This is a genomic window from Pseudomonas sp. MHK4 (assembly GCF_054600775.1).
The window spans coordinates 825,622-838,617 of sequence record NZ_BAAIAK010000001.1; the positions used below are offsets into that span (position 1 = coordinate 825,622).

At 62.2% G+C, this 12,996-nt stretch carries 13 protein-coding genes; 12 read left to right on the forward strand and 1 reads right to left on the reverse strand.

The genetic code is table 11. The annotated features are described in order from the left end of the window. Window positions 1-418: 418 nt before the first annotated feature. Window positions 419-1,441, reverse strand: coding sequence for a zinc-dependent alcohol dehydrogenase family protein (locus ACYP2Q_RS03535; RefSeq protein WP_459729213.1), 1,023 nt, complete (start codon window positions 1,439-1,441; stop codon window positions 419-421). Between the two features lie 269 nt (window positions 1,442-1,710). On the opposite strand from ACYP2Q_RS03535, the gene ACYP2Q_RS03540 reads away from it, so the two are divergent. The 12 genes from ACYP2Q_RS03540 (at window position 1,711) to ACYP2Q_RS03595 (ending at window position 12,848) form a co-directional block, all read left to right on the forward strand. After that, window positions 1,711-2,625: a LysR family transcriptional regulator gene (locus ACYP2Q_RS03540; protein WP_459729214.1), complete on the forward strand. Its 915-nt coding sequence runs from the start codon at window positions 1,711-1,713 to the stop codon at window positions 2,623-2,625. Between the two features lie 132 nt (window positions 2,626-2,757). Beyond that, entirely contained in the window at window positions 2,758-3,441 is a 684-nt protein-coding gene (locus tag ACYP2Q_RS03545) for a GntR family transcriptional regulator (RefSeq protein WP_217835079.1), read from the forward strand. Between the two features lie 114 nt (window positions 3,442-3,555). Beyond that, window positions 3,556-4,488, forward strand: coding sequence for a 4-hydroxyproline epimerase (locus ACYP2Q_RS03550; RefSeq protein WP_459729215.1), 933 nt, complete (start codon window positions 3,556-3,558; stop codon window positions 4,486-4,488). Next, complete coding sequence (locus ACYP2Q_RS03555; protein WP_459729216.1) at window positions 4,485-5,600, forward strand: NAD(P)/FAD-dependent oxidoreductase; 1,116 nt, start codon at window positions 4,485-4,487, stop codon at window positions 5,598-5,600. Before ACYP2Q_RS03550 ends, ACYP2Q_RS03555 begins: the two co-directional genes overlap by 4 nt. Further along, complete coding sequence (locus tag ACYP2Q_RS03560) at window positions 5,593-5,829, forward strand: 2Fe-2S iron-sulfur cluster-binding protein (RefSeq protein ID WP_459729217.1); 237 nt, start codon at window positions 5,593-5,595, stop codon at window positions 5,827-5,829. The genes ACYP2Q_RS03555 and ACYP2Q_RS03560 overlap by 8 nt, the downstream gene beginning before the upstream one ends. After that, window positions 5,826-7,082: an FAD-dependent oxidoreductase gene (locus ACYP2Q_RS03565; protein ID WP_459729218.1), complete on the forward strand. Its 1,257-nt coding sequence runs from the start codon at window positions 5,826-5,828 to the stop codon at window positions 7,080-7,082. Before ACYP2Q_RS03560 ends, ACYP2Q_RS03565 begins: the two co-directional genes overlap by 4 nt. A 74-nt stretch (window positions 7,083-7,156) precedes the next feature. Continuing rightward, on the forward strand, window positions 7,157-7,906 hold the full coding sequence (locus tag ACYP2Q_RS03570; RefSeq protein ID WP_459729219.1) for an AraC family transcriptional regulator: 750 nt from the start codon (window positions 7,157-7,159) through the stop codon (window positions 7,904-7,906). A gap of 300 nt (window positions 7,907-8,206) precedes the next feature. Continuing rightward, window positions 8,207-9,025 carry an ABC transporter substrate-binding protein gene (locus ACYP2Q_RS03575; RefSeq protein WP_459729220.1) on the forward strand — a complete coding sequence of 273 codons (819 nt, stop codon included), beginning with the start codon at window positions 8,207-8,209 and terminating at the stop codon, window positions 9,023-9,025. A 10-nt stretch (window positions 9,026-9,035) separates the two neighbouring features. Next, entirely contained in the window at window positions 9,036-10,814 is a 1,779-nt protein-coding gene (lhpI, locus tag ACYP2Q_RS03580) for a cis-3-hydroxy-L-proline dehydratase (RefSeq protein WP_459729221.1), read from the forward strand. Further along, window positions 10,807-11,472, forward strand: coding sequence for an amino acid ABC transporter permease (locus ACYP2Q_RS03585; protein WP_459729222.1), 666 nt, complete (start codon window positions 10,807-10,809; stop codon window positions 11,470-11,472). The genes lhpI and ACYP2Q_RS03585 overlap by 8 nt, the downstream gene beginning before the upstream one ends. A 10-nt stretch (window positions 11,473-11,482) precedes the next feature. Continuing rightward, window positions 11,483-12,133, forward strand: coding sequence for an amino acid ABC transporter permease (locus ACYP2Q_RS03590; protein WP_414873032.1), 651 nt, complete (start codon window positions 11,483-11,485; stop codon window positions 12,131-12,133). Continuing rightward, the gene (locus ACYP2Q_RS03595; protein ID WP_459729223.1) at window positions 12,126-12,848 is read left to right on the forward strand and encodes an amino acid ABC transporter ATP-binding protein; all 723 of its coding nucleotides are present in this window, start codon (window positions 12,126-12,128) and stop codon (window positions 12,846-12,848) included. The genes ACYP2Q_RS03590 and ACYP2Q_RS03595 overlap by 8 nt, the downstream gene beginning before the upstream one ends. The last annotated feature ends 148 nt before the right edge of the window (window positions 12,849-12,996 follow it).

Genomic DNA, 12,996 nt, shown 5'->3' on the forward strand with positions numbered 1-12,996 from the left:
TCGCTGCAAGCTAGGCAGGCACGCAAAGGCTGACGCACTGCGCCTTTGCGAGAGCTTGTTGCGATTGCCTTCGGCATCCTAGGAAATGTCCGACAGCGTCCCACAGACATTTAATACAAAAAATGAGGAAAGTAGCTTCTCGTAATAATGTGGCGACTGCAAAACAAATCACTAGTTGTCGAACATGCGTCAACAAGGCGCATTGAAAAGTGTCGGCTTGATACCTGGCCATGACTCATTCCTTGAGATGAAAGTAATCATGCAATTATCAGTACTTGGATGTTGATTAGAAGCTACAGATCGAGAGCAAAAACCGGTTCAGTTGCTGAACCGACCCACCTTCAGGCTGGCGGGACGTCTCATGTCGGGGAATGCTAAAAGCGCAAGAGTCCGTGCAGGCACGGACTCTTTGAGGGGATCAAGCAGGTTCGACTTGCAGGGCAACCCTTTCGCGGCATGGACATTCGTCCATGTAGCGGTGCGCCTCGACAAACTCGTTAAACGGGAAGACCCGGGTCTTGAGCGGCAGCAGCACGCGATCGGCGGTCAGCTGGTTGATGTCGCGCAAGGCACGTTGCAGTGCGACCTGGTCCTGGATGATGCCCAGTTCCGGCTTGCCGGTGAAGTTGCCGATGCAGTGCACGAAGAACTGGATGTTCTTCTGGAACGCCGCACACGCCGGGAATGGCGTCTGGTTGCCACCTTGCAGGCCGTACAGCACCAGGCTGCCGCGAGGCGCCAGTACATCGCCGAGCAATGACATCTGCGGGCCACCCAACCCATCGAACACCACATCCACGCCGCGGTTGTCGGTGATCTTGTTGATCCGCATCAGCAGGTCTTCTTCCTCGGTGACGATGACTTTCTCGGCACCCAGCGACAGCAGGTATTCACGCTCGTCCGCGGTCTTGGTCGCGGCGATCACTCGCACACCCAGGGCCTTGCCCAATTGTACGAACGAAGGGCCGGCGCAGTGACTCGCGTCAGTGACCAGGGCAAATTGCCCGGGCTTGACCCGCGCCAGATCGACGTAGCCAAAATAGGCGATCAACAACGGCGTGTAATGCACGCTGGCTTCGATCGGGCTGAGCACGTCCGGGTAACGGGACAGCGAGGAACGCGGCAGCACGATCAGTTCGCCGTAGACCGGATAATCGTTCGGGCTCTGGGCCGGGAAGCTGGCGACCTTGTCACCGACCGCCAGGTCATCGACACCCTCACCGACCGCAGTGACGATACCGGCCATTTCCTGGCCAATACCAGCAGGCAAACGGGCGTGGGACGACGCCAGGTTCTGCCGCCAGAGTGTGTCGTACCAGCTGATGCCAATGGCTTCGACGCGCACCTGCACTTCGCCCGGTGCAGGCAGAGCCGCCGCATGCTCTTCGCATTTGAGCACCTCGGCTGAACCAAACTTGTGAAAACGGATCGTGCGGGACATCGCAAACCTCGCCAATTGAACCTCTAATGCCTTGAACTCTAGCTGGGCTTTCAACCCAACACTATCAGTGGCTATTAATAGTCGACATGCCTGTCATTGATTCCGCAGCTGCGGCGACATCGTCAAATGTCGCAAGAAACCGAAGCAGCCTTTGTGGGAAAACTCAATTACCCGGTGCAGAGTACCAGCCTTTGCCCGTAATATTCCTGCTGGCCATTGTTCCCATATGACCGCTCACGTCAAGTTTGCTGACTCTGCCAGGACTCAAGATGAATCGTAATGACCTGCGTCGTGTCGACCTGAACCTGTTGATCGTATTCGAAACCCTGATGCATGAACGCAGCGTGACCCGCGCCGCGGAGAAGCTGTTCCTCGGCCAGCCGGCCATCAGTGCGGCCCTCTCGCGCCTGCGCGGGCTGTTCGACGACCCGTTGTTCGTGCGCACCGGCCGCAGCATGGAACCGTCCGCGCGGGCGGTCGAGATCTTCGCCCTGCTCTCTCCGGCGCTGGATTCGATTTCCACCGCCGTCAGCCGTGCCGCCGAATTCGACCCGGCCACCAGCACCGCGGTGTTTCGCATCGGCCTGTCGGACGACGTCGAATTCGCCCTGCTGCCGATGCTGCTCAAGCGCCTGCGCGCCGAATCGCCGGGCATCGTGCTGGTGGTGCGGCGGGTCAACTATATCCTGATGCCCGGCCTGCTGGCCTCCGGCGAAATTTCCATCGGCGTCAGCTACACCACCGACCTGCCCGCCAATGCCAAGCGCAAGGTGTTGCGCCGCAGCTTGCCAAAACTGTTGCGCGCCGACACCGTGCCGGGGCCATTGAGCCTGGATGACTTCTGCGCGCGCCCCCATGCGCTGGTGTCGTTCGCCGGCGACCTCAGTGGCTTTATCGATGAGGAGCTGGAAAAGCTCGGGCGCAAGCGTCACGTGGTGCTGGCGGTGCCGCAGTTCAACGGGCTGAGCACGCTGTTGAGCGGTACCGACATCGTCGCCACGGTGCCTGACTATACCGCCGATGCGCTGACGGCAGCCGGCGGGGTGCGGGCTGAAGACCCGCCGTTGCCGGTGCGCAGTTTTGAATTGCACATGGCGTGGCGCGGGTCCCAGGACAATGATCCGGGGGAGCGTTGGCTGCGGTCGCGGATTCAGATGTTTTTCGGGGATCCTGAGAGTCTTTGAGAAGGCGGCGCAGGCCTGGATGAAAACGGGTGCCTTTGCAGGCGCCCGTTTTGTTATAGCGGGCTGCATGGCCGTCGCACCGGGGAAGATCAGCAAAAGAATTTCGTATACCCTAGCGCTATCTCACTCCAAATGACTGCCGCCGTGAACCTACCCAAACTCAACGCCCCCGACCTTGGTAACACGCCTTCGACTTCGGAAATCATCACCCGCCATCTGCGGGATGCGATTGTCGCCGGGCATTTTGCCGAGGATGAGCCGATCCGCCAGGACGACATCGCCCGCCAGTTCAATGTCAGCAAGATCCCGGTGCGCGAAGCCCTCAAGCGGCTGGAGGCCGAAGGGTTGGTCATGTTCCAGCGCAATCGCGGGGCGATGGTCACGCGGGTTTCCGATGCGGAACTGGCGCAGATGTTCGAAGTGCGGATGTTGCTGGAGGACAAGATTCTGCGCCTGGCCATTCCGAACATGACCGAAGAGACCTTCGCCCGTGCCGAGCGCATCTGTCAGGAGTTCATCGGCGAGGACGACGTGGGGCGCTGGGCCGAGCTCAATTGGGAGCTGCATTCCTGCCTGTACGAGCCGGCGCAGCGACCGTTTCTGGTGAGTCTGATCCGTTCGGTCAACGACAAGCTGGAGCGTTATCTACGCATGCAGATGAGCTTGTCGGCCGGTAAGGAACGGGCCGATCACGAACACCGCGAGATCCTCGCGGCCTGCCGCGCAGGCGATGTGGACCTGGCGGTGAAGCTTCTGGACGAGCACATTGCCGGCGTCTGCACGACCCTGTTCGAGCACCTGCCCCACAGCCACTGACAGCGGCGGATGCTGTGCCGATTTCGTCATCGACACAGACTAAATCCATCAAGCCGACACCCCGTCGCACGGGCCACTCTTGCGTTCACTCAACCGAATGGACGTGGCCCTCCCATGAAACGCATCTCAGTGATCGACTCCCACACCGGCGGCGAACCGACCCGCGTGGTGACCGCCGGCTTTCCTGACCTGGGCACTGGCAGCATGGCCGAACGGCGCAGGGTATTGGCCGAACAGCATGATCAATGGCGCGCCGCCTGTATGCTGGAACCACGGGGCAGTGACGTACTGGTCGGCGCCCTGCTCTGTACACCGGTGGACCCTGGCGCCTGTACCGGGGTGATTTTCTTCAACAACACCGGTTATCTGGGCATGTGCGGCCACGGCACCATCGGCCTGGTGGCGTCGTTGGCGCACTTGGGCAAGATCGGCCCCGGCGTGCACAGCATCGAAACGCCGGTGGGCACGGTGCAGGCAACCCTGCACGAAGACCATTCGGTGAGCGTGCGCAACGTGCCGGCCTACCGTTATCGCAAGGCGCTGGCGGTGCAGGTGCCGGGCATCGGCCAAGTGGTCGGTGATATCGCCTGGGGCGGCAACTGGTTTTTCCTGATCGCCGAGCATGGCCTGCGTGTGGCCGGCGACAACCTCGAAGCGCTGACCGCTTACACTTTCGCTGTGCAGCAAGCACTGGAAGCCCAAGGCATTCGCGGTGAAGACGGCGCCTTGATCGATCACGTCGAGTTGTTCGCCGATGACGATCACGCCGACAGCCGCAACTTCGTGCTCTGCCCCGGCAAAGCCTATGACCGTTCGCCCTGCGGCACCGGCACCAGTGCCAAACTGGCATGCCTGGCGGCCGACGACAAATTGCAGCCGGGGCAGATCTGGCGCCAGGCCAGCGTCATCGGCAGCGAGTTCGAGGGGTCCTACGAACTGCAGGGTGAGCGCATCGTGCCGACCATTCGTGGTCGCGCGTTCATCAGTGCCGAGGCGAGCCTGATCATCGAACAGGACGACCCGTTCGCCTGGGGCATTCGTCCATGAGCGAGGGCCAGGTGGCCGATGTGATCGTGATCGGCGCCGGCATTATCGGCGCCGCCTGTGCCCAGGCGCTTGCCCGTCGCGGCTTGCAGGTGCTGGTGCTGGACGCCGGCCTGCACGGCGCCACGGCCGCCGGCATGGGTCACTTGCTGGTACTCGACGACAACCCCGCCGAACTGGCCCTGAGTCAATATTCGTTGCAGCGCTGGCGCGAACTGGGCACGGTCCTGCCCGACAGCTGTGCCTACCGCTGCAACGGCACGCTGTGGCTGGCGGCGAATGCCGAAGAAATGGCGGTGGCCCACGGCAAATTCCTGAACCTGCAAGCCCAGGGCGTGGCTTGCGAACTGATCGGCGCCAGTGCCCTGCGCCAGCGCGAACCGCAACTGAGCGAAGGACTGGAAGGCGGCTTGCTGATCAATGGCGACGGCATTCTATATGCCCCGGCGACGGCTGGATGGATGCTCGAAACACCGAACATCCGCCAGCGCCGGGCACGGGTCAGTGCGGTCGAAGGCAACCGCGTCCGCCTCGATGATGGTCACTGGTTGAGTGCCGATGCCGTGGTGTTGGCCAACGGCATTCAAGCCAACGAGCTGTGCCCGGAATTGCCCATCGAACCGAAAAAAGGCCACTTGCTGATCACTGACCGCTACCCCGGCAGCGTCACCCATACGCTGGTGGAACTGGGTTACGTCACCAGTGCCCACAACGCCACGGGGCCGTCGACTGCCTGCAATATCCAGCCGCGCCCCACCGGGCAACTGTTCATCGGCGCCTCGCGGCAATTCGGCACCACCGACCCGCAGGTCGAAGGCTGGATGCTCGCGAAAATGCTCAAGCGGGCCGCCGAGTACATGCCGGGACTGGCCGGGCTCAATGGCATCCGTGCCTGGACCGGCTTTCGTGCCGCCAGCCCCGACGGCTTGCCACTGGTGGGCCAACACCCACAAGGTCAAGGCTTGTGGCTGGCAGTCGGTCACGAAGGACTGGGCGTAACCACCGCCCCCGGCACCGCCGATTTACTGGTGGCGCAACTGTTCAACGAAACCCCGCCACTGGCTGCACAACCTTATCTGCCCCAGCGTTTTCTCGGAGAACCGGTCTATGCCTGAATTGTTGCTGGACGGCCACGCCCTGAAAGTCGTCGAAGGCACCAGCGTCGCCGCGGCCCTCGCGTTAGCCAGTGACGGCTGCACGCGCACCTCGGTCAGCGGCCAGCGCCGTGCGCCGCTGTGCGGCATGGGCATTTGCCAGGAATGCCGGGTGACCATCGATGGGCGGCGTCGCCTGGCTTGCCAGACCCTGTGCCGTGACGGCATGCAGGTGGAGTCCCGCCCATGAATGAATACGCTGATCTGTTGATCATTGGCGCTGGCCCTGCCGGGATGAGCGCAGCCCTTGCCGCCGCCCCCAGCGGCGCCCGCATTGTCATGCTCGACGACAACCCGCTGGCGGGCGGGCAAATCTGGCGCGACGGCCCTCAAGCCAATGTGCCCGGCCAGGCCCGGCGCCTGCGCGAGCGTCTGGCGTCGTGCAACAACATCCGCCATCACGCCGCTACTCGGGTGATCGCCAATCCCGGCGCAAAACAACTGCTGGTGGAAGATGACGACCATGGCTGGTTGATCAGCTACGACAAACTGATTCTGTGCACCGGCGCCCGTGAATTGCTGCTGCCCTTCCCCGGCTGGACCCTGCCGGGTGTGACCGGTGCGGGTGGTTTGCAGGCGCTGATCAAGGCCGGTTTGCCAGTGCAGAACGAGCGCGTGGTGATCGCCGGCAGCGGCCCGCTGTTACTGGCCAGTGCCGCCACCGCCAAACAGCATGGCGCGCAAGTGCAACGAATCGCCGAACAAGCCAGCCGCCGCGCCGTCGCCGGTTTCGCCGCGCAACTGCCGCGCTGGCCCGGCAAATGGCTGCAATCGTTCAGCCTGTTCGACCACCATTACCGCACCGCCACCCACGTATTGGCGGCGCTTGGCACCGACCGGGTGGAAGGCGTGCGCCTGCAACAGCAAGGCAACATCGTCGAACTGGAATGTGATCGACTGGCCTGTGGATTCGGGCTGATTGCGAATATCCAGTTGGCTCAGGCACTGGGTTGCGCCGTCGAAGATCAAGCCATTGCGGTGGATGCCTGGCAGGCCTGCAACCGCGCCGATCATTATGCTGCGGGCGAATGCACAGGATTGGGCGGCAGTGAACTGGCCTTGGTGGAAGGTGCGATTGCCGGCCACGCAGCGGTCGGCAATCTGCAAGCCGCCAGGCAATTGTGGCCGCGCCGGGCGCGCTGGCAGGGTTTCGCCAAGGCGCTGAACGGCGCGTTCGCCCTCGACCCGCGACTCAAGTTCCTGGCCCGACCCGACACCCTGGTTTGCCGCTGCGAGGACGTGCCCTACGCGGCATTGACCGGTCACGCTGATTGGCGCGAAGCCAAACTCGCCAGTCGCTGCGGCATGGGCGCGTGCCAAGGCCGGGTGTGTGGCGGCGCGGTACAGCATTTGTTTGGTTGGCAACCCTCGGCTCCGCGCCCCCCCTTCAGCCCGGCGCGGATCGAAACGTTGATGTCCCTGGACGATACCCCGCCAGCGTGATGACCACGCCAGGGGTTTCAGCCACGCAGGCGAATCTCTATGATCCCGGGGGTGACCCTCAGACCCCCAACGCCATGTATCCCTCGCTCACCACCTTTGAACCTTGCGATCTGTCGACGCTGCTGAGCAGCCTTCAGCCCATCGCGCCGTTGCTCGATACCCTGTCGGACGTGGTGTTTTTCATCAAGGACGGCGAGGCCCGCTACGCCTTCGTCAACCAGACCCTGGCCCGGCGTTGTGGTTTCAAACACAGGGACGAGCTGCTGGGGCGCACCGCTGAAATGGTCTTCCCGGAACGCTTCGGTCCGCTGTACACCGAGCAGGATCGGCGTGTGCTGTCCAGCGGTCGCGAACTGGCCGATCAGTTGGAGCTGCATTTGTATTATGGCAACCAGCCGATCTGGTGCCTGACCCACAAACTCGCCTTGAAGGATGCACAGGGTCGAATCGTCGGCCTGGCCGGAATCTCCCGCGACCTGCAATCGCCGCAGTCGAACCATCCGGCGTTCCAGAAGCTCGCCGCCGTGGATGCCCATATTCGCCGCCACTTCGCCCGCTCCATCAGCCTCGCCGAACTGACCGCCATCGCTGGCTATTCCGTGGCGCAATTGGAGCGGCACTGCAAACGGGTGTTCCAGCTCACCCCACGGCAAATGATTCACAAGGCGCGCCTGGAAGAAGGTTCGCGGTTGTTACTGCACACCGGGTTGCCGATTACCGAGATTGCCTTGCGCTGTGGTTACACCGACCACAGTGCTTTCAGCCGGCAGTTTCGGGCGCTGACCAGTTTGTCGCCGAGTCAGTATCGCGATAACCAGCGCTGAAGATCAACAGATCGCAGGCTGCGCCAGCTCCTACATCGGCTGCGTACACCCGTGATTAAAACGTCTGCCAGTGTTCCTTATAGGGGCGCCCGCGCAACCATTGCTCCCATATGTAACACCTGCCCCCGATACCCTGGCGTCACCGTCCCTCCGGTTGCTCCGCTACAAAACCTCTACTTCAAGGCCTGACAACTAATTCACCCCTCGCACTGGAAATAGGCACGTTGATTGCTATTATTAATATCGTATACGAAATCCTCAATACGATATTCAACAGCACTTCACATCAACGAGGCCTCTATGAAAAACCCCGCATTTGCCGTAGCCCTCAGCGCTGTTCTCAGTACCTCCTTTATCGCCACTGCCCAGGCCGACAAGCTCGACGACATCATCGGTTCGGGCAAGCTGCGCTGCGCCGTTACCCTGGACTTCCCGCCCATGGGCTTTCGTGATGCCAGCAACTCGCCGGCCGGCTTCGATGTGGACTATTGCCGCGACCTGGCGAAGATCCTCGGGGTCGAGGCCGAAGTGGTGGAAACGCCGTTCCCGGATCGCATTCCGGCACTGGTCTCCGGGCGGGCTGACGTGATCGTCGCGTCCACCTCCGACACCCTCGAACGCGCCAAGACCGTTGGCCTCACCGTGCCCTACTTTGCCTTCCAGATGGTGGTGCTGACCCGCGACGACACCGGCATCAACGGCTTCGACGACCTCAAGGGCAAAGCAGTGGGCAACACCAGCGGCACCTATGAGGCCATCGCCCTGGAGAAAGACGTGAAGAATTGGGGCGCGGGCAGTTTCCGAGCCTACCAGTCGCAGAACGATACCCTGCTCGCCGTCGCCCAAGGCCACATCGATGCCACCGTGGTCACCAATACCGTGGCCGCCGCCACGCTCAAGTCGGGCAAATACAAAAACCTGAAAGTCGCCGGTAACGCCCCGTACGTCATCGACTACGTGTCCCTGGGTGCCAAGCGCAGCGAGTTCGGCCTGCTCAACTACCTCAACCTGTTCGTCAACCAACAGGTGCGCACCGGTCGCTACAAGGAATTGTTCGTTAAATGGGTCGGCACCGAGATCCCGCCGACCAACCTGACCGTGCCTCAGGTCTACTACTGAGATGTCCGGCATGCCTAGGCCAATTTCTCTGACCGGGCGCAGCCTGGTGGCGGGTGCCGCGCAAGGCGCCCTGCTGTTCGCCGATGTCGGCTTGAGCTTCTGGGGCGGAGTCGATCCCTGCACGGGTGAAGTCATCGACCGCCATCACCCGCTCAGCGGCCAACACCTGGCCGGCCGCGTGCTGGCGATTCCCAGTGGTCGCGGCTCGTGCACCGGCAGCAGTGTGTTGATGGAACTGATCAGCAACGGCCATGCACCGGCGGCATTGGTGCTGGCCGAAGCCGACGAGATCCTGACCTTGGGCGTGCTGGTGGCGCAGACCATTTTTGCCCGTTCCCTGCCGGTGCTGTGCATCGGTCCGCAGGCCTTCGCCGCCTTGGGCGGCCAGGCCTTTGCCCGGGTCGAAAATACAACGCTGAGCCTGTTCGATCACCTGCCGGGCGACGCCTGGCAGGCGCTCGACAGCCCATTACCGAACTCTGACAGCAGCGCCTCGATCAGGCTCAACGAGCACGATCGGGCGCTGCTCGATGGCCGACATGGCAAGGCCGCGCAAATGGCCATGCAGATCGTCCTGCGCATGGCCGAACTGCAGGGTGCCGACCACTTGATAGATGTCACTCAAGCACACATCGACGGCTGCATTTACACGGGACCTGCGAGCCTGCGCTTTGCCGGGCAACTGGTGCAATGGGGAGCAAAAGTGCGAGTGCCCACCACCCTCAATTCAATTTCCGTCGACCAGCGCCGTTGGCGCGAGCTGGGTATCGACCCGGCACTGGGTGAACCGGCCAGTGCCTTGGGCGATGCCTATATGGCGATGGGCGCACAGCTCAGTTTCACCTGCGCGCCGTACCTGCTCGACACTGCACCGAAGGCTGGCGAGCACATCGTCTGGGCGGAATCCAACGCAGTGGTCTACGCCAACAGCGTGCTTGGTGCACGCACCCTGAAATACCCCGATTACCTGGACATCTGCATCGCCCTCACCGGGCGCGCCCCGCTGATCGGCTGCCACCTGGACGCACAACGCAAGGCCCGTTTGCAGATCGAGTTGCCTGCCCTCGGTGAACTGGACGATGCCTTCTACCCGCTGCTGGGTTACCACATTGGTGCCCTGGCCGGCAGTCGCGTGCCGCTGGTGCTGGGGCTGGAAAAACGCAAGCCGGGCCTGGACGACCTCAAAGCCTTTGGCGCGGCCTTCGCCACCACCTCTGCGGCGCCACTGTTCCACATCGCCGGGGTCACCCCGGAGGCCATTGACCCGGCGCAGGTGCTGGATGCGGACACTTGCAGTGCCGTGGAAAAAATCTGCCTGAAGGACCTGCTGTCGAGTTGGCGCGAACTCAACAGTGCTCGCGACAACCGGGTGGATGTGGTGTCGCTGGGTAACCCGCACTTTTCCCTCAGCGAGTTCGCTCACCTGGCGCGACTGTGCCGGGGACGACAAAGACACCCGGATGTGGTGCTTGCCATCACCTGCGGCCGTGCCGTGTTGGAGCAGGCCCGCGAGGCCGGACACATCGCCGCGATCGAAGCGTTTGGCGCGACCCTGGTCACCGACACCTGCTGGTGCATGCTCGGCGAACCCGTAATCCCCCTGGCCGCTAAAACCCTTATGACCAACTCGGGAAAATACGCCCACTACGCACCGGGACTGGTCGGCCGCAAGGTGCACTTCGCCAGCCTGGCCGAATGCGTCGATGCGGCCTGCACCGCAATGGCCAGCGGCCGTTTGCCGGCCTGGTTACAACCTGCCGCCCTACTGGAGAGTCCTGCGCATGTTTGACTACAGCTTCCAATGGCGCGCCGCCCTGCGCGCCCTGCCGGACATGCTTGCCGGTGCCATCGTCACCTTTGAAACCGCCGCGCTGTCGATGATCTTCGGCGTGCTGATCGCCCTGGCCCTGACGGTGATGCGCGAGGCCAAACACCCATTACTGCGGGGGTTCGGTAACGGTTGGGTATCGATTGCCCGCAACACCCCATCGCTGTTCCAGATCTACATCCTCTACTTCGGCCTCGGCTCGCTGAACCTGCACGTCAGTTCCTGGTTCGCCTTGCTGGCCGGGATCACCTTCAACAATGCCGGGTATCTGGCGGAGAATTTTCGCGGCGGCCTCAAGGCCGTGCCGAACACGCAGGTGCGTGCGGCGCGTTCCCTCGGCATGAGTGCCTTCCAGGCCTACCGCATGATCATCGTCCCGCAACTGCTGCGGATCGTGTTCTACCCGCTGACCAACCAGATGGTCTGGGCGGTGTTGATGACGTCGCTGGGGGTGATCGTCGGGCTGAACAATGACCTGACCGGTGTGACCCAGGAATACAACGTCAAAACCTTCCGCACCTTCGAGTATTTCGCCATCGCAGCGGCGCTGTATTACCTGATTGCCAAGGCGATCGTCGCGGCAGCCCGGCTGATGGCCTGGCGGTTGTTCCGTTACTGAGGAGCTGTCCATGTTTTCCACCGATTTTTCCTCGAATGACCTGATGTTCCTGCTCAATGGTGCGTGGGTCACGATGCAACTGACGTTCTGGTCGATCATCCTCGGCTCCCTGGCCGGGTTGTTCTTCGGCCTGCTGCGGGCCTTGTTGCCACGGGCCAGCCTGCCGTTGGCCTGGGTGCTGGACGTGTTTCGCAGCGTGCCGTTGCTGATCCAGTTCGTGCTGTTCAACTCACTCAAAAGCATCATCGGTTTGAACATCAGCGCCTTTAGCGTCGGCTGCATTGTGTTGGGGGTCTATGCCGCGGCGTACTTCACCGAGATCGTGCGTGCCGGCGTGCTGGCGGTGCCGTTCACCGTGCGCCGGGCCAGCCGTTCGCTGGGGCTGAGCTTCTTGCAGGACTTGCGCTGGATCGTCCTGCCGATGGCCACCCGGGTAGCGTTCCCCGGCTGGCTGAACCTGGTGCTGGGTGTCATGAAAGACACCGCGCTGGTGATGTGGATCGGCATTGTCGAACTGCTGCGCGCCTCGCAAACCATCGTCACCCGCATCCAGGAACCGTTGCTGGTGCTGTGCATCGCGGGCCTTATCTACTACGTCATGAGCCTGGTGGTCGCACGCCTCGGCGCTCGTCTGGAAAGAAGGTGGCAAGAAAATGATTGAGATCGACAACGTACATAAATCCTTCGGCAACCTCGAAGTGGTCAAGGGCGTCAACCTGACAGTGAACAAGGGCGAGGTGGTGTCGATCATCGGCGGCTCCGGCTCCGGAAAATCGACTTTGCTGATGTGCATCAACGGTCTGGAACCGATCCAGAAAGGCAACATCCGCGTTGACGGCGTCGAGGTCCATCACAGCGCCACCGACCTCAATCGCCTGCGGCAGAAAATCGGCATTGTGTTCCAGCAATGGAATGCCTTCCCGCACCTGACGGTGCTGGAAAACGTCATGCTCGCGCCGCGCAAAGTGCTGGGCAAAAGCAAGGCTGAAGCGCAAGAGCTGGCGGTCAAGCAACTGACCCACGTTGGTCTGGGCGACAAGCTCAAGACCTTCCCTGGCAAGCTGTCCGGTGGACAGCAACAACGCATGGCCATCGCCCGCGCCCTGGCCATGTCACCGGACTACATGCTGTTTGACGAAGCCACCTCGGCCCTCGACCCGCAGCTGGTCGGTGAAGTGCTGGACACCATGCGCATGCTCGCCGAAGACGGCATGACCATGGTGTTGGTGACCCACGAAATCCGCTTTGCCCGGGACGTGTCCGACCGTGTGGCGTTCTTCCGCAATGGCCTGGTGCATGAGATCGGGACGCCTGACCAGGTCATTGGTAATCCGCTGCATGCGGAGACGGCGGCGTTTCTCAGTTCGGTGAAATAACCCAAGACCAAAGCAACCCTGTAGGAGCTGGCTTGTCGGGTCGCCGCATCGCAGCGAAGATTGCAAGGACGACGCGTTTATCCAGCATGCACGCGTCATCGTTGACGTCCATCGCTGCGATGCGGCGACCCGACAAGCCAGCTCCTAC